20 protein-coding genes, 1 tRNA gene and 1 pseudogene are annotated in these 23,575 nt (G+C 64.7%); 13 read left to right on the forward strand and 9 right to left on the reverse strand.

Features of this window, described 5'->3' with window-relative positions:
- Positions 1–201: 201 nt before the first annotated feature.
- Positions 202–687, reverse strand: a complete 486-nt coding sequence (locus tag PAA8504_RS05210) for a GNAT family N-acetyltransferase (RefSeq protein WP_108893101.1) — start codon at positions 685–687, stop codon at positions 202–204.
- Positions 671–1,990 carry a mechanosensitive ion channel family protein gene (locus PAA8504_RS05215; RefSeq protein ID WP_108893102.1) on the reverse strand — a complete coding sequence of 440 codons (1,320 nt, stop codon included), beginning with the start codon at positions 1,988–1,990 and terminating at the stop codon, positions 671–673. Before PAA8504_RS05215 ends, PAA8504_RS05210 begins: the two co-directional genes overlap by 17 nt.
- A gap of 224 nt (positions 1,991–2,214) precedes the next feature.
- Between PAA8504_RS05215 and leuC the strand changes: the two genes are divergently transcribed.
- The 6 genes from leuC to leuB all read left to right on the forward strand — a co-directional run bounded on the left by leuC (position 2,215) and on the right by leuB (position 8,726).
- The gene (gene leuC / locus PAA8504_RS05220; protein WP_108893103.1) at positions 2,215–3,636 is read left to right on the forward strand and encodes a 3-isopropylmalate dehydratase large subunit; all 1,422 of its coding nucleotides are present in this window, start codon (positions 2,215–2,217) and stop codon (positions 3,634–3,636) included.
- Between the two features lie 14 nt (positions 3,637–3,650).
- Complete coding sequence (locus PAA8504_RS05225) at positions 3,651–4,652, forward strand: hypothetical protein (protein ID WP_108893104.1); 1,002 nt, start codon at positions 3,651–3,653, stop codon at positions 4,650–4,652.
- Between the two features lie 157 nt (positions 4,653–4,809).
- Positions 4,810–5,415, forward strand: a complete 606-nt coding sequence (leuD, locus tag PAA8504_RS05230) for a 3-isopropylmalate dehydratase small subunit (RefSeq protein ID WP_108893105.1) — start codon at positions 4,810–4,812, stop codon at positions 5,413–5,415.
- Between the two features lie 274 nt (positions 5,416–5,689).
- Positions 5,690–6,520: a hypothetical protein gene (locus PAA8504_RS22425; protein WP_108893106.1), complete on the forward strand. Its 831-nt coding sequence runs from the start codon at positions 5,690–5,692 to the stop codon at positions 6,518–6,520.
- A 56-nt stretch (positions 6,521–6,576) separates the two neighbouring features.
- Positions 6,577–7,548, forward strand: coding sequence for an endonuclease/exonuclease/phosphatase family protein (locus PAA8504_RS05240; RefSeq protein ID WP_245897526.1), 972 nt, complete (start codon positions 6,577–6,579; stop codon positions 7,546–7,548).
- Positions 7,549–7,619: 71 nt separating this feature from the next.
- Positions 7,620–8,726 carry a 3-isopropylmalate dehydrogenase gene (gene leuB / locus PAA8504_RS05245; protein WP_108893107.1) on the forward strand — a complete coding sequence of 369 codons (1,107 nt, stop codon included), beginning with the start codon at positions 7,620–7,622 and terminating at the stop codon, positions 8,724–8,726.
- On the opposite strand, the gene PAA8504_RS05250 is transcribed toward leuB, so the two are convergent.
- Positions 8,723–9,214, reverse strand: a complete 492-nt coding sequence (locus PAA8504_RS05250) for a DUF421 domain-containing protein (RefSeq protein ID WP_108893108.1) — start codon at positions 9,212–9,214, stop codon at positions 8,723–8,725. The genes leuB and PAA8504_RS05250 overlap by 4 nt on opposite strands.
- An 83-nt stretch (positions 9,215–9,297) precedes the next feature.
- On the opposite strand from PAA8504_RS05250, the gene PAA8504_RS05255 reads away from it, so the two are divergent.
- Positions 9,298–10,290 carry a DMT family transporter gene (locus tag PAA8504_RS05255; RefSeq protein ID WP_108893109.1) on the forward strand — a complete coding sequence of 331 codons (993 nt, stop codon included), beginning with the start codon at positions 9,298–9,300 and terminating at the stop codon, positions 10,288–10,290.
- 15 nt (positions 10,291–10,305) lie between these two features.
- Positions 10,306–10,382: transfer RNA gene (locus PAA8504_RS05260), tRNA-Pro, on the forward strand.
- 975 nt (positions 10,383–11,357) lie between these two features.
- On the opposite strand, the gene PAA8504_RS05265 is transcribed toward PAA8504_RS05260, so the two are convergent.
- Positions 11,358–12,371 (reverse strand): App1 family protein phosphatidate phosphatase, encoded by a 1,014-nt coding sequence (locus PAA8504_RS05265; protein ID WP_108893110.1) that lies wholly within the window; start codon positions 12,369–12,371, stop codon positions 11,358–11,360.
- A gap of 9 nt (positions 12,372–12,380) precedes the next feature.
- A complete protein-coding gene (gene queG, locus PAA8504_RS05270) occupies positions 12,381–13,421 on the reverse strand; it encodes a tRNA epoxyqueuosine(34) reductase QueG (protein WP_245897555.1) in 1,041 nt (346 codons plus the stop codon).
- 499 nt (positions 13,422–13,920) lie between these two features.
- On the opposite strand from queG, the pseudogene PAA8504_RS05275 reads away from it, so the two are divergent.
- Positions 13,921–14,171 (forward strand): annotated as a pseudogene (locus PAA8504_RS05275) (transposase); the annotation flags it as partial.
- Between the two features lie 174 nt (positions 14,172–14,345).
- Here the strand turns inward: PAA8504_RS05275 and PAA8504_RS05280 are convergent.
- The 4 genes from PAA8504_RS05280 to PAA8504_RS05295 form a co-directional block, all read right to left on the reverse strand.
- Positions 14,346–15,107, reverse strand: coding sequence for an ABC transporter permease (locus tag PAA8504_RS05280; protein WP_108893113.1), 762 nt, complete (start codon positions 15,105–15,107; stop codon positions 14,346–14,348).
- Positions 15,104–15,949: an ABC transporter ATP-binding protein gene (locus tag PAA8504_RS05285; protein WP_108893114.1), complete on the reverse strand. Its 846-nt coding sequence runs from the start codon at positions 15,947–15,949 to the stop codon at positions 15,104–15,106. Before PAA8504_RS05285 ends, PAA8504_RS05280 begins: the two co-directional genes overlap by 4 nt.
- A 30-nt stretch (positions 15,950–15,979) precedes the next feature.
- Positions 15,980–16,972 carry an ABC transporter substrate-binding protein gene (locus tag PAA8504_RS05290; RefSeq protein ID WP_108893115.1) on the reverse strand — a complete coding sequence of 331 codons (993 nt, stop codon included), beginning with the start codon at positions 16,970–16,972 and terminating at the stop codon, positions 15,980–15,982.
- A gap of 171 nt (positions 16,973–17,143) precedes the next feature.
- Positions 17,144–18,235 (reverse strand): THUMP domain-containing class I SAM-dependent RNA methyltransferase, encoded by a 1,092-nt coding sequence (locus PAA8504_RS05295; protein ID WP_108893116.1) that lies wholly within the window; start codon positions 18,233–18,235, stop codon positions 17,144–17,146.
- A gap of 83 nt (positions 18,236–18,318) precedes the next feature.
- Between PAA8504_RS05295 and PAA8504_RS05300 the strand changes: the two genes are divergently transcribed.
- From PAA8504_RS05300 to PAA8504_RS05315, 4 genes are all read left to right on the forward strand, one after another.
- Positions 18,319–19,734 (forward strand): alkaline phosphatase D family protein, encoded by a 1,416-nt coding sequence (locus PAA8504_RS05300; protein WP_108893117.1) that lies wholly within the window; start codon positions 18,319–18,321, stop codon positions 19,732–19,734.
- Between the two features lie 88 nt (positions 19,735–19,822).
- Positions 19,823–20,350 (forward strand): 2Fe-2S iron-sulfur cluster-binding protein, encoded by a 528-nt coding sequence (locus PAA8504_RS05305; RefSeq protein WP_108893118.1) that lies wholly within the window; start codon positions 19,823–19,825, stop codon positions 20,348–20,350.
- A complete protein-coding gene (locus PAA8504_RS05310) occupies positions 20,347–21,318 on the forward strand; it encodes an FAD binding domain-containing protein (RefSeq protein WP_108893119.1) in 972 nt (323 codons plus the stop codon). Before PAA8504_RS05305 ends, PAA8504_RS05310 begins: the two co-directional genes overlap by 4 nt.
- Entirely contained in the window at positions 21,315–23,483 is a 2,169-nt protein-coding gene (locus PAA8504_RS05315) for a xanthine dehydrogenase family protein molybdopterin-binding subunit (RefSeq protein ID WP_108893120.1), read from the forward strand. The genes PAA8504_RS05310 and PAA8504_RS05315 overlap by 4 nt, the downstream gene beginning before the upstream one ends.
- Positions 23,484–23,575: the final 92 nt, after the last annotated feature.

A 23,575-nucleotide genomic window follows, 5' to 3' on the forward strand; every position in this document is an offset into this window, starting at 1 on the left:
TTCCAGATATATGCCCCTCGTTGGGGAGGGGTGTCCCGCCGCCGGACATAGACCTGACCCCCGCGCCGGGCAAGATGGATAATGCGTCGGATCCGAGTGATCGGTTTTAATAGGTAAGGGCGGAGGGGCTTTGCCCCGCTCGCGTGCCGCGAGCCCCCAGGGTATTTCCTTCAAGGATGAAGGGCGGGGGTGGGGCTGCGGCTATTCTCCGGAGTGGTGGTCGAAGGCGTAGAGCCGTTCGGGCAGGGTTATACCGAACACCTCTTCCGGCGCCTCGGACAGACATCGCCCGCCCATCCGTTCGTAGAACGCGCAGGCGCCCGGGTTCGCGGCGAAGACCGCGACGGTAAAGGGCACTTCGGGGCACACATGCTCGAACAAGGCGCGCCCCAGCCCGCGTCCCTGGGCAATTCGCTGCAGGTAGATGCACCACAGTTCCTGCGGGTAGGCGTTCCGGTGCGCGTCGATGCGTTGCGGCCCGGACTGGGCAAAGCCGCCCTCGGCCACCGCAATTCGCGTCGTTCCCTGCGCGATGGCCCGCGCCCAGAGATCGCGCCGCGCCGCTTCGTCCATGCCGTCGAGGACCGCATCGGGGAACAGCCCGCGATAGGTCTCGCGCCAGGCGGTCACGTGGATACGGGCGATGGCGGCGGCGTCCCCGGGGCGAGCGTCACGAACGGTCGGCAATGGGCAGGCTTTTGTTCAGCACGCGCACCTCGCGCTGCGGGAAGGGGATGGCGATGTCGTTGTCCTGGAACGCGTCCCACAGCGCCAGGTAGACGTTGCCGCGGATGTTCGTCAGGCCGCCCGTCGGGTCGGTGATCCAGAAGCGCAGGATGTAGTCGACGCTGGAATCGCCGAAGCCGACGATGTGGCAGACCGGCTTGCGTTCCTGCAGGACCCGATCGACGCCCAGGGCCGCGTCCACCGCGATGCGCCGTACCAGATGCGGGTCGTTCTGGTAGGAGGTGCCGAAGAACACGTCCAGCCGCACGAAATCATTCGAGTGAGACCAGTTCACCACCTGCCCGGTGATCAGATCCTCGTTCGGGATCAGGTATTCCTTGCCATCCCGCGTCGTGATCGAGGCATAGCGCGCGCCCAGGGTGCCGACCCAGCCGAAGGTCTCGCCCAACGAGATCACGTCGCCGGGCTTGATCGACTTGTCGAGCAGGATGATCACCCCCGACACTAGGTTCGACACGACCTTCTGCAGGCCGAACCCCAACCCCACGCCGATCGCGCCCGACAGGACCGCAAGCCCCGTCAGATCCACGCCCACCGCCCGCAGCCCCGCGAACAGCGCCGCCCCATACAGCGCGATCTGCAAAATCTTCACCAGAAGCACCCGAAGCGAAGGCGAAAGATCCTCGCTTCGGCGGATCCGATCGGTCCCCGCAGCCGCCGCGAACCGGGCCACGACGAAGAAGACCGTCACCAGCACCACCGCCTGCACCAGGATCAGAAGGCTCAGCCGCACCTCGCCCAGGGTGAACGCCACTTGGTCCAGCGCGCCCGACACCTCTTCGACCAGGCCGAACACCCACAGCGTCACGTAGACCCACAGCGCCCAGCGCACGACGCGCCGCAGCACCGGGTTGCGCACCAACCGCGCGCCGAAGACCACGATCAGCCAGGCGGTGGCCAGCGTCGCCACCAGGGCCAGGATGTAGCTGCGCGAGGGGAAGGGCGTCACCGCGCGCATTGCCCAGGTCACCATCCACATCCCGGCAAAGAAGAAGATCAGCCGCAGCCGCCGGTTCACCACCAGCAGCAGACGCAGCCGCCAGATAGGCCAGTCGCGGCCGCGCATCCATTCGCGCATGCGGGGCTGGGCCAGCATGGTCACGACCTGCGACGCCACAGCGACCGCCAGGATCAGCGCCAGCTGCCACAGCCGCGAAGGCAGCATCAGGTTCTCGAACTGGAGGCGGACAAGCCCCCAGATCGCGGCCAGTTCGGCCCACAGCGCGTTCATTTCGCCTTCCATCGCGCCACCCTTACGCCATGTCTGGCCGCCCACAAGGTCGTGGCTTCAAATCGCCGCGCGGATGCGCTATGACCCCGGCCCATGGACCGCGTTTTCGACATGGACGACCACCAGCGCCTGACCGAGCGCTTCGAGGGCGACAGCCGCTCGATCCTCGCGCGTCTCTGAACGCCGCGCCCCCGTTCCGACAGAAAACCACTCACTCCGCGACAGGAGACCCGACCATGTCCGGCAAGACACTCTACGACAAGATCTGGGATGCCCATCTGGTGACCGATACCGACGGCACCTCGCTTCTCTATATTGACCGCCACCTCGTCCACGAGGTGACCAGCCCGCAGGCCTTTGAAGGGCTGCGCATGGCGGGCCGCAAGGTGCGCGCGCCCGGCCAGACCATCGCCGTGCCCGACCACAACGTCCCCACGTGGGAGGATCGCGACAAGGGCATCGACAACGAGGAATCGCGCATCCAGCTGGAAGCGCTGGACAAGAACGCCAAGGATTTCGGGATCCACTACTATCCCGTCAGCGACGTGCGGCAGGGGATCGTCCACATCATCGGCCCCGAGCAAGGCTGGACCCTGCCCGGCATGACCGTGGTCTGCGGCGATTCGCATACCGCGACCCACGGGGCGTTCGGCGCGCTGGCCCACGGGATCGGCACGTCCGAGGTGGAACACGTGCTGGCGACCCAGACGCTGATTCAGCAAAAGTCCAAGAACATGAAGGTCGAGATCACGGGCCAGCTGTCGCCCGGCGTCACGGCCAAGGATATTGTGCTGTCGATCATCGCCAGGACCGGCACCGCGGGTGGCACCGGCTACGTCATCGAATATTGCGGCGAGGCGATCCGCGCGCTGTCGATGGAAGGCCGGATGACGATCTGCAACATGGCGATCGAAGGCGGTGCCCGCGCGGGCCTGATCGCCCCGGACGAGACGACGTATGACTACGTCAAAGGCCGCCCCCACGCGCCCAAGGGTGCCCAGTGGGAAGCGGCGATGTCGTGGTGGAAGACGCTTTATTCCGACGACGACGCCCATTGGGACAAGGTCGTTACCCTCAAGGGCGAGGACATCGCCCCGACCGTGACCTGGGGCACCTCGCCCGAGGATGCGCTGCCCATCACCGCATCGGTCCCCGCGCCCGACGACTTCTCGGGCGGCAAGGTCGATGCGGTCAAGCGCGCCCTGGAATACATGGGACTGAAGGCCGGCACCCCGCTGAGCGCGATCGAGATCGACACGGTCTTCATCGGCTCGTGCACGAACGGCCGGATCGAGGATCTGCGCGCCGCCGCCGCGATCCTGAAGGGCCACAAGATCAAGGACGGCCTGCGCGCCATGGTCGTTCCCGGCTCGGGCCTCGTGCGCGCCCAGGCCGAGGAAGAAGGCCTGGCCGACATCTTCAAGCAGGCGGGCTTTGAATGGCGCAAGGCCGGGTGTTCCATGTGCCTTGCCATGAACCCCGATCAGCTGGCCCCGGGTGAGCGCTGTGCCGCAACCTCGAACCGCAACTTCGAGGGGCGGCAGGGCCGTGGCGGCCGCACGCACCTGATGTCGCCCGCGATGGCGGCGGCAGCCGCGATCACCGGCCGCCTGACAGATGTGCGCGAACTGACGCAGCCGACCCCCGAACCGGCCTGAGGGCCACAGGGGTCATGACCGACCGCGACCGGCTTCTGGCGCCGCAAGGCACGGACGGCCCCGCCCGGCACATCGCCGGGCGGCGTCGCGACGACGCGCGCGCCTTCGCCTCGGCCGGGGATTTCTGGCCGGGCGATCCCGCGCCCGATATCGGCGGGGGGTCGGTCTATTCGCTGGACGCGGCCTCGGGCACCGCGACCCTGTGCGACGTCGGCTACGACGCGCTGACCGGGGCAGCCTTCGCCTATGCCGAACAGGCCGAGCGCGCCCGAATCATGCAGTCGCGCGCAGTCGACACCTTACCTTTGTCCGACCGTCCGGTGATCGGCCTGTTCTCCATCGGCCGCTGCGGTTCGACCTTGCTGGGCCGCGTTCTGTCCGCGGCCGGTGCGACCGTCCTGTCCGAGCTCGATGCCTTCACCGCGCTGGGCCCGCTGTCGCGCCGCTGGCCCGGGGATGCGCAGGTGCAGGATCGCCTAACCGCCATTGCCGCGCACGTGAAAGGCCATGCCGCGACCCATGCCCCCGAAGGACCGCTGGTTCTGAAGTTCCGCAGCCAGTCCATGCAGGCCGCGCGCGCGATCTGCGGGGCGGGCGTGACACCTGTCCTTCTGACCCGCGCCTTTCCGGATTGGGCGGCCTCGAACGCGCGCCATTTTCCCGACGATCCCCTGGACGGCCGGATCGACGCAATGGCCCATGGCTTGTCCGAGATGGCCGACCTCTCTCCCAGCATCCTCGATTACCGCGCGCTTCTGGCCGACCCCGTCGCCGCAGCCGCGCTTTGCCTCGGCCACCCCGTCCCGCCCGAACGGCAGGGAAAGGTGCGGGCCTGCCTCGACCGCGACAGCCAGGCGGGCACCGCGCTGGCAGCGTCGCGCGCGACGACCGGGCCCGAACATCTGTCGCGGGCGAAACGGGCGTGGTCCCGGCACCGGCGGGCCGACTCGCTCTCTGCGCTCGGACTGGGGGCCGACCTGTTACCGCTGCGCACGCAGGGCAGGGGGGCCGCGTGACCCTGTCCCGACATTTGCCCGACGCATGTCCGGCAGAGGCCCGGCGCGTGTCCGGCCCAGGCCCGGCCCGTGCGGGACCCGTGTCCGACGGATGCGGGACGTCTGCCCGACGCCTTTTCGCCCCTTCAGCCCCCTCAACCGACCGCTAGGATCCCCCATGGAAAAGTTCACCACCCTCCACGGCATCGCCGCGCCCCTGCCCTTGATCAATGTCGACACGGACATGATCATCCCCAAGCAGTTCCTGAAGACGATCAAGCGCGAAGGGTTGGGCAAGAACCTCTTCGACGAGATGCGCTTCGACGATAACGGCGACGAGATCCCGACCTTTGTGCTGAACAAGCCCGCCTATCGCGATGCCGAGATATTGATTTCAGGCGATAATTTCGGCTGCGGCTCGTCGCGCGAACACGCGCCGTGGGCGATCAAGGATTTCGGAATCCGCTGCGTGATCGCCCCCAGCTTCGCCGACATCTTCTTCAACAACTGCTTCAAGAACGGCATCCTGCCGATTCCGCTGCCCCAAGAGCAGGTCGATATCCTGATGAAGGACGCCGAAAAAGGCGCCAACGCCCGGATCACTGTCGATCTCGAGGCGCAAGAAATCACGACCTCCGATGGCCAGACCATTCCCTTCGAGGTCGACGCCTTCCGCAAACATTGCCTCATCAACGGCCTCGACGACATCGCCTTGACGCTTGAAAAGAACGCGGCGATCGAAGGTTTCGAGGCACAGGCCGCTCAGGCGCGACCCTGGGTCTGAACTTCAACCTTGGTTCCGAACTGGTTGAAAACACTACATGTTGGGCCGCCCCTTTGGGCGGCCTTTTTTGACCCAGACATTGATGCAATCCCGCACCAGTCATTCCATGAAAATGCCCCAAGCCTCGCGTTAACCATTCGGTAACCTTGAACCTCGCGACCGAAAGGGGGCAACAATTGGGCAAGATTGAGGCAAACCGCCCCCAGAGGCGGATCGACACGAGGATAAGGGGCCGGCAAAGCATCGTCCCCGTCCGGATCGAGGTATTGAAGCGGTGATCGCTCGTCTGACAGGCGCCGTCCTGCGCGGCCTATTGGTGGTTTTGTTGATCGCGACGCCGTCGCTGATCCTTCCCACCGTGCCGGCCGAGACTGCGCAGATCGTCGCCTTCGTAGCCATTGCGGGCCTGTTCCTGACAATGCTGGAATACGGGTCCAGCGCGCCCTGCCTGTTCGAATTCCGCGACGCGGCCCCGTTCAATCGCATCCGGTTCAGCGCGATCATGCTTCTACTGGTGCTCGTCTCGCTCGTCGTACGGCACAACCTCGCGCCCACGGGCCTAAGCGCGTTCGTCTGGTCGGTTGGTCACGTGGTGGGAAACGCTCTGGATTTTCCGTTCTCTCCCATGCGGTTGGCCTTGCCGGTCCTGCCCGAGACCGCGACGTTCCAGGCCTACGACACGCTGGTCTCCGCGTTCGGCCTGGCGCTGCTGGTGCTGGTCATTGCCCTTTGCCTTTTCGTCGTTGATCTTCATCGCGATAATTGGCCGCGAAGGGGGACGTTCAACGTATGGATCAACCTGCCGACCTTCGATCCGACACGATCCGGCGACGTCGTTTCCCGACTGGACCGGGATGGGCGCATCAACATCTTCGCGGGGATCGCGATGCCGGCCGTTCTTCCCATGGTGTTCGGGCCGAACAGCGCATTGATCTCGGCTGTATCGCTCGAGCAGCCGCAGGCCATGGTATGGGCCGTCGCGGTCTGGCTGGGACTGCCGTTCTCTCTGATCATGCGGGGGCTGGCGATGCAGCGGATCGCGCAACTGATCGAGGTGCGCCGCAAGGACGCCACCAATCCCCGCGTCGGTCTGGTGCCCCTCTGATCGCAGCGCTTCTGGCGTTTCTTGCCCTGATCGGCACCCCGGCGCTGGCAGAGCCGGTGCGGATTGCGACCTTTCACACGGGACTGTCCGAGCGCGGGCCGGGATTGCTTCTGCGCCGGGTGATGGACCCGGAAGACACCGAGGTCGCCGCCGTCGTGGCAATGATCCAGGAGGTCGACCCGGACATCCTGGTCCTGCAGGACGTGGATTACGACGCGGGCCTCGCGACGCTGACCGCGCTGGCGGACCGGCTGGAGCAGAACGGCGTGGCCTACCCGGAACGGTTCGCGCTGCGCCCGAACGCCGGCCTGCCCTCGGGTCTCGACCTCAATGCCGACGGCCGGCGCGGTGGGCCGAGGGATGCGCAAGGCTATGGCAATTTCGCGGGCGACGGCGGCATGGCCATCCTGTCCCGCTTTCTGGTTGCGATCGGGGATGTCATCGACCTGTCGGATCTGCTGTGGAAGGACGTGCCGGGCGCCGATCTGCCGCCCATGTCGGAGGAGGTGGAGCAGGCGCAAAGGCTGTCCTCGGTCGCGCATTGGATCGTTCCGGTTGCGATCGATGGCGTGACGCTGACGCTTATGACGTGGCACGGCACGCCGCCGGTATTCGATGGCCCCGAGGATCGAAACGGGCGCCGGAACCGCGATGAAACCGGCCTGTGGTTGCGGCTTCTGGACGGCGACCTGGCCATTCCGCCGCCCGCTGCGCCGTTCGTCATCCTGGGCGTGGGCAACGTCGATCCAAGGCAGGGAGAGGGCAGGCGCGATACGCTGCGCGCGCTGCTCAGCGACGCCCGTCTTCAGGATCCGACGCCAGAGGGGTACGGGGGACTGGCCACGGCCGATTATGCCGAGCCACTTGGGCCCCTGCGCGTGTCCTACCTTCTTCCCTCGGCGGGGATCGAGGTTCTGCGGTCCGGTATCCTCTGGCCCGCCCCCGGGGGAGAGATTGCCGCGCGCCTTGGACCCCCTGAGCACTGGCCGCGCCACCGGATCGTCTGGGCTGACCTTCAGCTGGACTGACGGGTCAGCTTGACCGTTCCGGACGTGCGGGCTACGCCGCGGGCGCACCCGCCACCAAAGGAGCCCGCCCCATGCCCAACCCGTCCCTTCTTATCCTGCCCGGCGACGGGATCGGCCCCGAGGTCATGACCGAGGTGCGCAAGGTGATCGACTGGTTCGGGGCCAATAAGAACGTCACCTTCGACGTGGCCGAGGATCTTGTCGGCGGGGCGGCCTACGATGAACACGGCGTTCCGCTGCACGACGATACGATGGCCATGGCGCAGAAAGTCGACGCCGTTCTGCTTGGGGCGGTTGGCGGCCCGAAATACGACGATCTCGACTTCTCGGTGAAGCCCGAGCGTGGACTGCTGCGCCTGCGCAAGGAGATGGACCTGTTCGCCAACCTGCGCCCCGCGCAGTGTTTCGACGCGCTGGCCGATTTTTCGTCGCTGAAGAAGGACGTCGTCTCGGGCCTCGACATCATGATCGTGCGCGAACTGACCAGCGGCATCTATTTCGGCGAACCGCGCGGTATCCAGGATGACAACGAAGGCGGTCGCGTGGGGGTGAACACCCAGCGCTACACCACTGAGGAAATCCGTCGCGTGGCCCGTGCGGCGTTCGAGCTGGCGCGAAAGCGGGGCAATCGTGTCTGCTCGATGGAGAAGGCGAACGTCATGGAATCCGGCATCCTGTGGCGCGAAGAAGTGCAATGGGTGCATGATCACGAATATCAGGACGTCGAGCTGAGCCACATGTATGCCGACGCGGGCGCGATGCAGCTTGTCCGCTGGCCCAAGCAGTTCGACGTGATCGTCACCGACAACCTGTTCGGCGATCTCCTGTCGGACGCGGCCGCGATGCTGACCGGATCGCTGGGGATGCTGCCCTCCGCCTCGCTTGGCAAGCCGATGGAAAACGGGCGCCCCAAGGCCCTGTACGAGCCCGTCCACGGATCGGCCCCTGACATCGCCGGCACGGGAAAGGCGAACCCGATCGCCTGTATCCTGAGCTTCGCGATGGCGCTTCGGTATTCGTTCGACATGCAGGACCATGCCGATCTGGTCGAAGGGGCGGTCGAAGCCGTTCTGGCGCAGGGGATCCGCACCGCCGATCTTCTGGGCGAGGACGGAAAATCGCCCGTGTCCACCTCCGAGATGGGCGACGCGATCATCGCAGCGATGGGCGGAAGCTAACGGATCACGCCGTTCAGAAGGGCCTCATCCACGGGCCCTTCACCGTGCAGCACGCTGACGTCACCGGTCGTCTCCAATACGACCGCGTGAACGTCGTTCAGGCGCAAGGCGTTGGCCTCGCGCAGTTTGACCATGATGTCTGCATGCGCGACGTTCCCACGTACCAGGTTGTGATCCAGTATTCGTCCGTTCTCGACCAGCAGCAGCGGCCCGTTGTCCAGCTTCTTGCGCAGCGGCTCCCATTGTTCCCGGGCCCGAATGACAATCGCTTGCATCGCATACAGGGCCACAAGCGCGGCAGACGCAGCCCAGAAGGCCGACTGCGTATCCGACATCGTAATACTCGCCAAGGTCGACCCGATGGCCAGCGTCAGCGCGAAATCGAAACCTGACATCTTCGAGAATGAGCGCAGGCCGTTTGCCCGCGTCAGAGCCACCACGAGCGCCAATCCGAACGCCGCGCGCAGAAGTGCGTAGATCAGGTCCATTCACAAGCTCCTTCACGACGAAACGCCACTTTCAAATCGCAGTTCCCCTTGACCGGTCCGCAAATCCGGATGATGGCGACGCCATGTCACCTCGCCTCGCCGGACCCATGCTCGCCCTTTTGGCCTTCGGCCTCTACGCCACGCACGATGTCGTGGTGAAGACCTTGGGCAGCGACTACAATCCGGTTCAGATCGTCTTCTTCTCGGTCCTGTTCGGATTTCCCCTGGCGACCCTGATCCTAATGCGGGAACGGTCGGCCAGCACGCTGCGCCCGGTGCACCCGTGGTGGGTGGCGGCCCGCACCGTGGCCGTCGTCTGTACGGGCCTGTGCGGATTTTACGCCTTCTCGGTCCTTCCGCTTGCCCAGACCTACGCCCTGATCTTCGCGTCGCCCCTGATAATTACCATCCTGTCGATCCCAATTCTTGGCGAAGCCGTGGGGCGGCACCGGTGGGCGGCTGTCGTCGTGGGGCTTCTTGGCGTCATGGTCGTCCTGAGGCCCGGGACGGCGGACCTGTCCCTTGGGCATCTGGCAGCGCTTGGCGCGGCGTCGGGCAGCGCGGTCGCATCGGTGATCGCCCGCCGGATCGCGCGCGAGGAGAGGGGCGTCGTCCTGATGCTCTATCCGATGATGGTGAACGTCCTCTTGATGGGCGCGCTTTTGCCGTTGGTTTACCGTCCCATGCCCCTGGCGCATCTCGGGCTGGTGGTTCTGATCGCCGTGTTCGGGTTCGCGGCGGGACTTCTGATGCTCGTCGCGTTCCGGCTGGCCGATGCGGCGCTTGTCGCGCCGATGCACTATTCCCAGATCGTTTGGGCGGCGCTCTACGGATGGGCTTTCTTTGGCGAGACGAATGACACGGCAACTTGGGCGGGGGCCGGTCTGGTCATCGCGAGCGGTCTTTATGTCGTCCTTCGGGAATCCATTGGTGGATCGGAAAACGCGCCGGTTCTGACCGGCCGACAACGGGTCGAGACCGGAACATCCCCCCGGATCGCTGCGGCCATCCGCGCCCGGGCAACTCGTATACCTCCGGGCTACGAAGTCCTTGCAAAGCGGCCCAAAGGACAGTAGGTCGCGCGTCACGGTCGGAGTGTAGCTCAGCTTGGTAGAGCACTGCCTTCGGGAGGCAGGGGTCGGAGGTTCGAATCCTCTCACTCCGACCAGTAGTTCCCCATCTTGGAAAGCTTCTAGCGGCTCCCCTGTCATAGGGGAGGTATTCTATTATGCCTGCTTGGGCAGCACGCGGGCGGCACCAAGAAATCCCGGTTTCTCGCTGAAGGGCCGCTCCCTGTTCCGAATCCACTTCCAGCAGTCTGTCTCAGGTAATCAGCGCATCTGATGCCGCTTTTCCAAAAGCCCTAATCTCTGTGATATCTGGTGAACCGCGAATCTCGTCCTTCCTTCGAAGGAATACCCGTCGGTAATTTTCCGCTGCACGCTTCATGTCACTCTCTAGGATGTCCTAAATTAAGCCTCAGTTGCTTATTTCGCCGTGTCAGATTCGGCAGCAATCTATGCCGGCCTCTTTGGCACCCTCGCCTTCGCGCCGGGACAAGTGCCACGCATATACGACGGCCTCAGTCATCGGTGGACCTAGTCGCAGCTGGCGGCTCCGACATGAAAGTCTCGTATTGTTCGAGGCGCTCTAGTCGGCGCGCAATGCAAGGAAGATAGAGAGGGAATGGTGTCTGCGGCGGGATTCGAACCCACGGCCCCAGGATTCTTACCACTTCGGCTTTCACCGCCGCCTTTCGACGTTCGTGGTCTGGACTGTCCCTTCACCTTGGGCCGAAACCTTTAGGTGCTGCCCGTCCAGTCTCTACACCTTCCCCGGTTGGGGCTTGGCTCGGGATTGGCAAGGTGTGAGTACACCGTAGCTTTCCCCGACTTTGAGCAGATCCGTTACGCCGTTTCCGATCGTAACGCCCAATTACAACTAGGAATCCTGTGCTCTATCCAGCTGAGCTACGCAGACGCTTTGTTCCTCCAGCCTGTCTTACAGTTCTTCTCGGCGACCATCAAGGTTGCTGCGCCGGGTTGGTGCCCCAACCAACGCCGTACGCGGCAAGAGAGCGCAGGGTGGTGCATAGAACTGCGCTGTCCAATTGAGTGCTAGAACCGCCCGTCAGGGGCTGCGATCAGATGGACAACCCGCCGCGCTCCAGTTCCTCGGCGACTTCGCTGAAATCCGAGCCATGGGCCACGATCACCCCCAGGCGACGGATCGCTGACATCGCCGCGCGGCTGGCATCGTCGGCACCGGGGCCGGGCTCGCGCAGGATCACGGCTTTCACCCGGCCGCCGTGTCGATGACATGCCTCCAGGTAGATCTGCGCGTCATGCTGCCCGGTGTCGCCGATCAGGACGAAAGGCAAGTCGGGATTGGCCTCCATGATCCGGTCGATCGACCGGCCTTTGTGATCGCCATGGCCGCGGCTGATGAACTGGTCCTGTCCGATCCCCAGGTCGCGCAGGAAGATGGGTCCCGTCACCAACCCTGCGCGGTCGAACACTTTTTCCAGGAACGCGTGCAGATTCCAGGGCGAGGACGAGACGAAAAACACCGGGTTCCGCCCGTGATCCGACAGATGGTCCATTAGTACGGTTGCGTCCGCGAAGACCCGTCGGGTCGCGGCCGAGCCTGTGAACGTCGTCCACAGATTGCGAACCAGGCTGTAGGCGCCCGTATGCATCATCGTGTCGTCGATATCGGAAATAATCCCGATCCGCGCCTCGGGCGACGGGACCAGTGCACGCGCCATCTTGCGGCTTCCCGGAACGCCTTCGATCTCCAGTGCAATCTGATGCCAGCCCGGCGCGAACTCGCCCGGGACCTTCAGCGTCAGATAACCTTCCTCGTCGCTCTGCGCGGTCACGCCGCTTTCAGTTGCCACGACCGTGACGCCGCCGACTTCGTGGGTGAAGAACAGCGACACCATCTCGCGAAGGTTCTGCCATCTGCTCTGCTCAGGCTCGGGGGTGGTGCGTCGCAGCGCGGCCAGAACCCGACCCCGCAGCATGATCCCACCGGGCACGCTGTAACCGCGATAGGTGTCCAGAACCGGGTCGTCAGGTGTCTTCGCCGGAAATAGCCGGTCGAAGGCGCGCTCTCCCCAGATCGCGACCCGATGCGCTATGGCCTTCAGTGGCACCTTCAGCTCCTACCCCCGGTCGAGGCGCAGCCTAGCCCAGCGGGCGGCATCCGCAACGGCGGGGTCCGGGTCGCGGGTCAATGGATCCACGACCTGTGACAAGGACGCATCGCCCGAGTTGCCGATGGCATAGCACACGTTGCGCACCATCCGGTCCCGCCCGATCCGCTTGATGGGCGAGCCCGAGAACATCTCGCGGAACCCTGAATCGTCGAGGGCCGCCAGATCCGCCAGTTTCGGGGCGCGCCGTCCGGGCTGGGGGGACAGCCGCATATCGCGAGCATCCACGGCGAACTTGTTCCACGGGCAGATCGCAAGGCAATCGTCGCAGCCGTAGATCCGATTGCCCAACCCCGGCCGCAACGCCTCGTCTACAGGACCCTTATGTTCGATCGTCAAGTAGCTGACGCAGCGCCGCGCATCCAGTTGGAAGGGCGCGGGAAACGCGTCAGTGGGGCAGATGTCCAGGCATTTGCGGCACGATCCGCAATGCTCGACTTCGGCCACATCGGGAGACAGGTCCAGCGTTGTGAAGATCGCGCCTAGGAACACCCAGTTTCCCAGATCGCGCCCGAGAAGGTTCGTATGCTTGCCCTGCCAGCCGAGGCCCGCGGCCTGCGCCAGCGGTTTCTCCATTACCGGGGCGGTATCGACGAAGACCTTGATCTCCGGCGTCCCCCGTACCTTTTCGCCCAGCGCGACCCACGTCCCGGCCGGGTCGCGATATCCGCCCTTCTCCACTGCCTCCAGAAGCCACCGGCCGACGCGCTTCAGCCGCTTCTTGACGACGTCGTGGTAATCGCGCCCCTGGGCATAGACACTGACGGCCCCCCGATCGTGCAACGCCAGATCGTCCAGCGGATCGTGACCGGGCGTATAGCTCTCGGCCAGCATCACCACGGATCGAGCCTCTGGCCACAGCGCGCGCGGATCGCGCCGCCACGCCCGCTTTTCGGTCATCCAGTGCATCTGGCCCTGCCGTCCCTCGCCCAGGAACGTATCCAGCCGGGCGCCCGCCTCGGCCACGGCATCGGGCCGGCACACGCCCATCTTCACGAACCCCGCCCGGTACGCGAACTCGCCCAACGCGGTCTTCAACGTCGCGCCCTCGGTCACCCTTGGCGAAGCACCCTGGGGGCCCCCGGGAGGCGGGTAAGCGTCCTTTGCCCGTTCGTCGATTGTCATGCGGTCTCACTGTTGCTCACTGGCAGCAAGTCCGGTTCTCATTGCGTACTGTCAAGCCTTCGCCACGGTCTCGCAATGGCTCTCTCGGAAATGTAAACTATTGCTTTGGCCGGTGGCCGCCTTGATCGCCGCGTCGCCGCGGCTCAATCGATGGCGCGCAGTTCCGCGTGGGACGCCACCTTGACCAAATCCGGACCGAGCGGCCGAGGGCGGAAAAGAACTGGTCCCGAAAAAACGCAGCGGGAAGCTTACGAAAGCCGCTCTCGGCGCAAGACGGAATGCCAAGCCTGGCAGCGCCCTTGGCTTTGTCGCGAAAATGGCAAGGGGGATTCACCTTGTGGATCCAGCGTGGCAACTGGTCTGCATGAGCACACCCATCCCGCCGAGCTACAAGACCAAGAACTGCACAGTCGACAGCGGAGGACTGAAACGGCGTGGTTCGCTGACCGTCTGGTTCGACCTTGTCATGGCCTGGGCGCCGCTGCCAACCGGCAAGCGCTGCAGGCGAACGCAGTATAGCCACGCCGCAATCCAGACATGCCTGACGATGAATGTCCCTTCGGCCTGACGATCCGTCAGATGTCTGGGTTCGTGGAGAGCCCCCTGCGGCTTGTTAAAAAAGTCGACGGGTGAAACGGCGCAACCGTATCAGGGTTGCGTTCAGCAGGCTCAAGGTGCGACGGCGCGATACAACCCGGTACGACAGAGCGCTGAGCCAAGATCGCGGTCAAGCTGACTGAACCCCGTTCAGCCCGTCGTATAGCTACAATCTCTTAGTTTTGGCGGGATTCAGCCGGACGGGCGTTCTGCCCATCCCGCGAAGGTTTTTTCCAGTGCGACGACCACGTAATAAAGCAGGATGCCAAGCGCCGCGAGGGCGAGGAGGACCGCGAACATCAGCGGGTAGTCGCTGTTGGTCTTGCCGGAATCGAACAACGCCCCCAACCCCCGCCCGTGGGGAGAGACGATTTCCATCAGGTTCGTGCCGATGAAGGCCAACGTGACCGCCACCTTCAGGGCGCCGAAGAACTCGGGCAGTGTTTTCGGCAGCGCGATCTTCCAGAAGATCGTCGCCTGGCTGGCCCCGAGGGCGCGCAGGATGTCGCGGTATTCGGGTTCCAGCGTCGACAGCCCGATCGAAACGGAAACGGCGATCGGAAAGAACGAGATCATGAACGCGATCAGAACCGTATTGAAGTCATGCGCCCCCACGAACATCAACGCCACGATGGGCACGACCGTCGCCTTGGGGATCGCGTTGAACCCGACCAGAAGCGGGTAAAGACCGTCACGCAGGGTCCGCGAGATACCCATGACAAGGCCGATCCCCGTTCCGACGATCACCGCCAGCAAAAGGCCAACGACGGTGCGCCACAGGGTCTGCCACCCCATTTCGAGAAACAGGGGCCAGTAGCGCTCGTAGGCCGGGATAAGGTCCGAAGGCGACGCCATCCGATAGTTCGGCCACCCGTTCGCCCACACCAGAACCTCCCACGCGATGAGGAACAGGATCATCGCCGCGAAGGGGACACCGACTTTGCGAAAGATCATGGCAGGGTCTCCGGGACGGCGCGTTCGGTCGGTTCGGGGTCGATCCTTGGTTCGGCAGGCTCTGCCGGGGCCCGGCCCTGTGCGACTTCGATCTGGTGACGCAGAATGTTCAGCCGCTCGGCGGCCTCGGGCGTATAAAGATCGTCGAGCGTGCGCGGCCCGCTGCGGGGAATGTCCATCACGTATTGCGTTCGGGCCGGACGCGCCGACATGACAATGACCTGATCGGCCAGGAAGATGGATTCGCGCAGGTCATGGGTGATGAGGACACCGGTGAACGGTTCCTGGGATTTCAGGTCCAGAAGCGTCTGCCACAGGTCCTCGCGGGTGAAGGCGTCCAGCGCGCCGAACGGCTCGTCCAGGATCAGAACCTCGGGTTTGTGGACAAGCGACCGGCACAGGGACGCGCGCTGGCGCATGCCCCCAGACAGTTCGGAGGGGCGCTTGTCCTCGAACCCTTCGAGGCCCACCAGCTTCAGCAGATGGCGCGCACGATCTTCCTGCGCGGCACGCGACATCTTCGAGGACACGATCTCGAGCGGGAGCATGACGTTCTTCAGGATCGTCCGCCATTCCAGCAGGACGGGGTTCTGAAAGGCCATGCCGACGGTCGCACGCGGTCCGGTGACCTTCTCACCATGCAGTTGCACTGTCCCTTCGTCGGGGCGCATCAAGCCGGCGACCAGGCGCGTCAACGTGGACTTGCCGCAGCCGGACGGCCCGACGACGGCGGTGAAGCCGCCCTTGGGAACCTGCATTTCCAGACCGTCCAGAACCGGCAGCGGCCCTTCGGCGGTGGTGTAGGCGTGCCGCACACCTGCGATGTCGATGAGATGGGTCATGGAAGCGGCGCCTTACGACGCCAATCCTCCTCAGTTCAGGGAAAAGCCGCCCTCGGGCAGATACGCGTCGGTGAAGACCTCGGCCGAAGGCTCGTTCTGGAACTCGTAGGTGGTCGCGATCTGCTCCAGCGCGCTGTCCAGTCGGGCGTCGTCGATGATCCCGAACCCGTTCTCCGCGACCCAGTCCGTCATCACGTTCTGGTCGATGGAAAGCTGCAGGCGGCGCTGCTCAAGCTCGGCATCGGCAGCGGGGTTGGCGGACAACAGGTATTCCGTGGCCGCCGCGGGATCGGCAATGGCGTCCTGCCACCCGGCCGCGATCGCCTGAAGGAAGCTGCGCAGCGTTTCTTCGTTCTCGGCGGCCCAGTCCGTGTTGGCGATGATCGCGTTGCCGTAAAGGTCGACGCCGTGATCGGCCATCAGGATGACCGAGATGTCGTCCTCGGGGATGCCAAGACGAACGAGGTTCAGGAAGGAAGAGAACGAAAAGCCCGTAATCGCATCGACATTGCCTTCGGCCAGCATCGGCTCGCGCGTGGGGAAGCCCACCGGCTCAACCGTGATCTCGTTCATGTTCAGGTCGTTCTCGGCGGCGAAGATGGGGAACTGCGCCCAAGCGCCGTCGGGCGGCGGGGCGCCGAGGATCTTGCCTTCCAGATCGGCGGGCGCCTCGACCCCTTGAGAGACACGGCCGACGACCGCGAAGGGCGGCTTGTCATACACCATCATGACCGCCTTGACCGGCGCGTCAGGGTTCTGGTCGAGGAACTTGATCAGGCTGTTGATGTCGGCGAAGCCCACCGGGAACGCGCCCGTCGCGACCTTCGGAATCGCATCGAGCGAGCCCGATCCGGCGGCGATTTCCACCTCCAGGCCTGCCTCTTCGAAATGCCCGTTCTCGATGGCCGCGAAATAGGGCGCGGCTGGTCCTTCGAACTTCCAGTCCAGCGCGAAGGGAATGGACTCCTGCGCCATGGCCGGAAAGGCACTGACTGCGAATGTGACGATGATTTTATAGAACATGACTCTTCCCCCATGCTGATCCGGTCCGGATAGGGGCCGAGGGAGCGCGCAGAGTCACGCCGCCGGGCCGTATCCTGCCCGGGGCGGCACCTTATGATCATTTATCGGGCAGATTGCAGGTGGTCTGCCCAAGCGTCGAGCGATGGGGGTGCGGTTTGCCGCGACGACCGGCTAAAGCTGCGCGGTGTAGAGTTTCACCCTCAGGCTGCCATGCGCGATGGGGGCGCTTTCGGTCAGGGACAGGCCCGTGGCCTTCGCCAGCCCACCGTCCGAGGTCACGATGCCGACCCGCCAGCCGGCGAACCGCGTCTTCAGCGTCTCGCCCAAGGCGCCGTAAAGCGCGAAAAGAGGTTTGCGGTTTCCGATACGCGCGCCATAGGGCGGGTTGCACATCACCAGGCCCGGGGGGCCTTCCGGTGGGGCAAAGTCGGACACGGGGGCCATGTCGAACTGCGTGGCTTGCGTCAGATCGGCGCGCTCGGCGTTGGCGGTGGCACCCCGGATGGCACCGGCGTCCCGGTCGGATCCCCGGAAGTGCAAGGATGTGCCACCGTCGAGGCGCCGCAGATCAGACACCGCCCCGGCATCGAAATTGGCCAGATGCTCGAACGCGAACGCGCGGTCGCGACCCGGCTGCCATCCCCCCGCCATCCCGGCCGCCTCTAGCACGAAGGTGCCGGATCCGCACATCGGGTCGACCACGGGCATCTTCCCGTTGAACCCGGCGGCACGCAGCAGAAGGGCCGCCATCGTCTCGCGCAAAGGCGCCTTGCCCACCCATTCCTTATGGCCGCGCTTGTACAGCGCTTCCCCGCTGGTATCGACGGAGACCTGCACGTTGTTGTCGTCGATCCTGACCTTCAGGGTCAGGGCGGCATCGTCCGAAACAGGGGCGCCAAGCTCTTCCTGGATCGCGCGCGCGATGCGTTCCGAGGCGGCACCGGCGTGGTAGATCTTCGACTTGCGGCACGTCGCCTCGATCTTCACAGGCCGATCGGCGCGCAGGACATCGCCCCAGGCAACCTTCCGCGCCCGCTTGTCGAGCTGGGCCAGATGGAACGCCCGAAACTCCGCAATCCGCGCCAGAACCCGGGTGGCCCCGCGGCATTCCAGGTTCAGACGCCAGACATCTGACCAGGTGCCTGATACGGTGACGCCCCCGGCCGTGGTCTGGGGGGCATATCCCAGTTCGCGTAATTCTTCGGCCAGCCAGGGTTCGAGACCCGGAGGCGCAGCGAGGAAAAGATCAAGGGGGTCTGCCATGTGCGACCATCTAGTCGACAGCGAACGCAAGGGCGAGGTCAAAGCGTCATTGCAACGGTGCCGCTGGCGCTTAGGTAAGCCCGATGACCGATGAAGCCACTCGTACCGGACCCATGCTTTTTCTGCGCGCCGCGGGGCCAGAAGGCTTGCGCGTCGCGGCCACTTGTGTCCGGGCGGAGGGTGAGGATCCCCCCCGTTTCGCGACCGACAGGGCACACGAGGCCGAGGCCATCGCGACCCGCGCTGGCGGAACGCTTTGGCGGGTCGAGATGACGCTTCCCGCCCCCGAAGCGCGCTATACCTGCGACGATGTCGAATATCGCGTAGCCACGGACGTCACCGGCGACGTTACCCTCGCCTTCGCGTCCTGCAACGGGCAGGAGGAAGGCGATCTCGACCGTCCGCCCGCCGACCGGAACGCGCTTTGGTCGCATCTGGCGAACCGGCTGGATCACGAGGCGATCCCGCTGCTTCTGAACGGCGGCGACCAGATCTATGCCGACGAGGTGACCCAGGCCCATCCCCTGTCGCAAGAGTGGCCCGACAACGTGCCGCAATCGCTTAGCGGGGACGAATGGCGCGAGATGAAGGCCGCCCTCGATGCGTCGTTCTTCGCGCGCTACACCCTGCAATGGGCGCAGGAAGGGTATTCGGAGGTAGTCGCGCGCGTTCCGTCGCTGTGCGTCTGGGATGATCACGACATCTGCGACGGCTGGGGATCGCTGCGCCGCGCAGCACAGACCAGCGACGTCGCGAAGGTGCTGTTCGCATCCGCCCGCGAAGCATACTTGATGTTCCAGTTCGGTTGCCGCCCGGACGAGCGTCCGGAGATCTGCGTCGGCGCCGGACGCGGCATGTCGTGGCGGGTCGATCTTCCCGGAATCTCACTGGTGGCCCCGGACCTGCGGTCGACGCGCAGCAAGTCCGCCATCATGAGCGACGAGGCATGGGGCGATTTCGCGCCGGCCCTGGACGGCACCGAGGCGCGGACCTTCGTGATCTCGTCCGTCCCCGCGCTGGGGCCGCGCCTGTCGCTGGTCGAACGGGCCATGAAGCTGACCCGGCGGATGGAGGATTACGAGGACGACCTGCGCGACCAATGGCAGAGCTTTGCCCATCGCGACGAATGGCGCCGTTTCTTGAGCCATCTGATGGCGGTTCATGACCGCGAGGATTCGGCGGTGACCGTCCTGTCGGGTGAGATCCATCTGGCGATGCGCGGCACCATGCAGACCGCCAGCGGCCCCCTGCATCAACTGGTCGCATCCGGCATTTCCCATCCCGCGCCGCCCGAAGCGTTGGCCACGGGATTGTCGCTTCTGGCCCGGCTGGGCGAGGCGCCCCTGCGCGGTCATCCCATCCGCCTGCATCCCCTGCCTGGCAAGAGGCGCGCATACACCGCCGAACGCAACTATCTGCTTCTGAAACGGCGCGGCGCGGCGTGGTCGGCGACATGGCATCTCGAGGACTCGGGGCAGACCGCGGACCTGCCGATCTGATCGGTTCCGCCCCCCGAGGGCGTTCTTTGACAGGAACCGTGTCCCACCAAGACCTCTTGAGCGGATAATGCCAACCTTGGGGTCAGCTATGAAAATTACTTTGAATGTTAACGGAGAAGCGCGGTCCCTCGATGTGGACCCGCGCGTGGCGCTTCTGGATGCGCTTCGTACCCATCTGGACCTGACCGGATCGAAGAAAGGCTGCGATCACGGGCAATGTGGCGCGTGCACGGTTCTGGTGAACGGTCGCCGGATCAATTCCTGCCTGACGCTTGCCGTGATGCACGAGGGCGACGAGATCACCACGATCGAAGGGCTGGGCGAACCCGGATCCCTTTCGCCGCTGCAAAAATCCTTCGTCAAGCACGACGGCTATCAGTGCGGCTACTGCACCCCCGGTCAGATCATGTCGGCCAAGGGCATGATCGCCGAGTTCAACATGGGCTGGCCGTCCAACGTCACCGACGATCTGGGCACCGCACCGGACTTCACCGAGGCCGAGATCAAGGAGCGGATGTCGGGCAATCTGTGCCGATGCTCGGCCTATCCCGGTATCTGCCACGCGATCCGCGAAGCCGCCCCCGACGAAGGCACCATCGAGGAGGCCGCAGAATGAAACCGTTCGATTACGTCCGCGCCGCCAGCCATGGCGACGCCCACGACAATGCCGCAAGGATCATCGCCGGCGGGACCAACCTGCTGGACCTGATGAAGCACCAGATCGAGACTCCGACCAAGCTGGTCGACGTCACCCGCCTGGACATGACCGAGATCGAGGAAGCCGAGAACTCGGTGCGCATCGGCGCGCTGGTGTCAAACTCGGACCTGGCGGCCGATCCCCTGATCCGCGAACGCTACGGTGTTTTGTCCCGCGCCCTTCTGGCCGGGGCGTCCGGCCAGCTGCGCAACAAGGCGACCACGGGCGGCAACCTGTTGCAGCGCACGCGGTGCCCTTATTTCTATGACACCACCCAGCCCTGCAACAAGCGCGAGCCCGGTTCGGGCTGCATGGCCATGGAGGGGCAAAACCGCATCCTGGCCATTCTGGGCACGTCCGACAAATGCATCGCGACCCACCCGTCCGACATGGCGGTCGCCATGCGCGTGCTGGATGCCCGCGTCGAGATCGAGAAGCCCGACGGGCAAATCCAGCTTCTGACGCTGGACGAGCTCTACAGGCTTCCGGGCGATACCCCGCACGAGGAAACGGCCCTTGAACCCGGCGACCTGATCGTCGCGGTCCACCTGCCCGATGCGCCCAAGGGCAAGCATGTCTACCGCAAGGTGCGCGACAGGTCGTCCTATGCCTTCGCGCTGGTCTCTGTCGGAGCAGTTGTCCACACGGATGGCGGCAAGATCACCGATGCGGCGCTGGCGTTCGGTGGCCTCGGGCCCCGTCCCTGGCGCGATACCGAGGTCGAGCAGACCCTGATCGGCGAAGCCCCGTCCGAGGCGTTGTTCGAGAAGGCGGCCGATATCCTCCTGGCCGATGCGAAGGGCTACGGCGGAAATGACTTCAAGATCCCCCTGACCCGCCGCGTGCTGAAAAGCGTGCTGGGCGAACTGACCGGAGCGACCCAATGACCGAGCATCTGAAGATGGACAAGGTCCAGCCGCGGCTGCTGGACGAGACCGGGCAAGGCGTCATCAGCACGCCGATGCCCCGCCCCGAAGGACCGCTCAAGGTATCGGGTCGCGCGACCTATGCCGCCGAATGGAAGGCCGAGAACATGGCGCAGGGCTTCATGGTCCGCGCCGGCATTCCCAAGGGCAGCTACAAGATCGACGCGGACTCGGTGAAGGACATGCCGGGGTTCCTGGGCGTCTATTCCGACCACATGGTGCGCAACTCGGCGCAGGGGACGATGAACACGAACCCCGTCCAGCTGGAGCATGAAATCCAGTATCTGGGCCAGCCGATCGCAGTCGTCGTCGCCGAGACCTTCGAGCAGGCGCGTCATATCGCCGAGTCGTTGAAGGTCGACTACACCCGCGACGACGACGTTGCCGGTGACTTTGACGCGGTGACGGACTGGAAGGAAGGCAGCTCGCAGGATCAGGGCGACCTCGATGATGCGATCGCGAAAGCGGCCTTCGCCGTGGATTCGACCTATACCACGCCGCCCCACAACTCTGCTGCGATGGAGCCGCACGCTGCGCTGGCCAGCTGGGACGGTGACAAGGTAACGGTCCGCGCATCGCTTCAAATGCTGGGCTACAACCGTAACGAAATCGCGGACTCTCTTGGCATCGACGCGGCGAACGTGCGTCTGCTGTCCCCTTATGTCGGCGGCGGTTTCGGCTCGAAACTGGGGATCGACCCGGCAAGCGTGTCTGCGGCCGTCGCATCGCGCCATCTGGGTCGCCCGGTCCGCGTCGTCTTGCACCGCAACAACGTGTTCGAAATGATTAACCTGCGCACCCAGACGCGCCAGCGTGTCCGTCTGGCGGCCGATAGCAATGGCAAGATGACGGCTGTCGGTCATGAGAACTGGCAGACGAACCTTCCCGATGAACCTTTCGCCGAGCCTGTCGATACGGCTACGCACTTCCTCTATGGCGGCGAGAATCGGCGCTATGGCCAGTACACGGCGGTCCTGAACCGCTCGGCCAGCGGTTCTGTGCGCGCGCCGGGCGAGGCCGTGGGCATGCTGGCGCTGGAAAACGCGGTCGATGAACTTGCCGAGGTTGCGGGCATCGATCCGGTCGAATTCCGCCTGCGCAACATTCCCGACACCCACCCCGAGAATGGCAATGCCTATTCTTCGCGGTCGCTAGCCCAGTGCCTTGAAGAAGGGGCCGAGAAGTTCGGCTGGTCCCAGCGCAAGAGCCCGAAGGAGCGGCGCGAAGGGGAATGGTTCATCGGTATGGGCGTCGCATCGGCTGCCCGGACGAATATCCTGATGGAATCGAAGGCCCGGGTGACGCTGAACCCTGACGGTACGGCCCTGGTTGAAACCGACATGACCGATATCGGCACGGGAACCTATGCCATCTTGGGGCAGATCGCGGCCGAGATGCTGGGGCTGCCCACGGACAAGGTGACGGTGGAACTGGGCGATACCGACCTGCCGACGGCGTCCGGTTCGGGCGGCTCGTGGGGCGCGTCCTCGTCCGGGTCCTCGGTTTTCCTTGGCGCAAAGGCGATCCGGGCAAAGATCGCCGACCGTCTGGGGTGCAGCCCCGAGGAATTGCGCCTGCAAGATGGCGTGGCAACGGGTGGCAACAATCGTCGTCCGTTAACAGAATTGCTGGAGGGCCCAATTTCCGAAGAAGGTCATATCGAGCCTGGTGATCAGGATGTCGCACAGGCAGGCTTCGGCGCGCATTTCGCGGAAGTCGCGGTCAATTCCGTAACGGGCGAAGTTCGTGTCCGTCGAATGCTCGCCTCGATGGCGGCCGGGCGGATCCTGAACGCCAAGACCGCGCAAAGCCAAGTCTGGGGCGGCCAGATCTGGGGCATCGGTTCGGCCCTGACCGAAGAGATCCAGCACGACCGGCGAACCGGGCATATCGTGAACAACGATCTGGCCGAATACCACGTGCCGGTGAACTTGGATGTCCCGGACCTTCAGGTTCACTTCGTGGACGAGCGGGATGATTACGCCAATCCGATCCAGTCCAAGGGGATCGGCGAGCTTGGTCTTTCCGGCGCGGGTGCCGCTGTGACGAACGCGATCTACAATGCCTGCGGTGTGCGGGTGTACGATTACCCGGCCACGCCGGACAAGATCTTCCCGCACCTCTGAACCGTTTAACGAACGACAGAAGCGGGGCGCGTCGGGTCAACCGACGCGCCCCTTTCGTTTGCCCCCCGAACCGTCTTAGATCGCCCTCGCCG

Origin of the sequence: Palleronia abyssalis (genome assembly GCF_900302445.1) — a bacterium.
GTDB classification, from domain to species: domain Bacteria; phylum Pseudomonadota; class Alphaproteobacteria; order Rhodobacterales; family Rhodobacteraceae; genus Palleronia; species Palleronia abyssalis.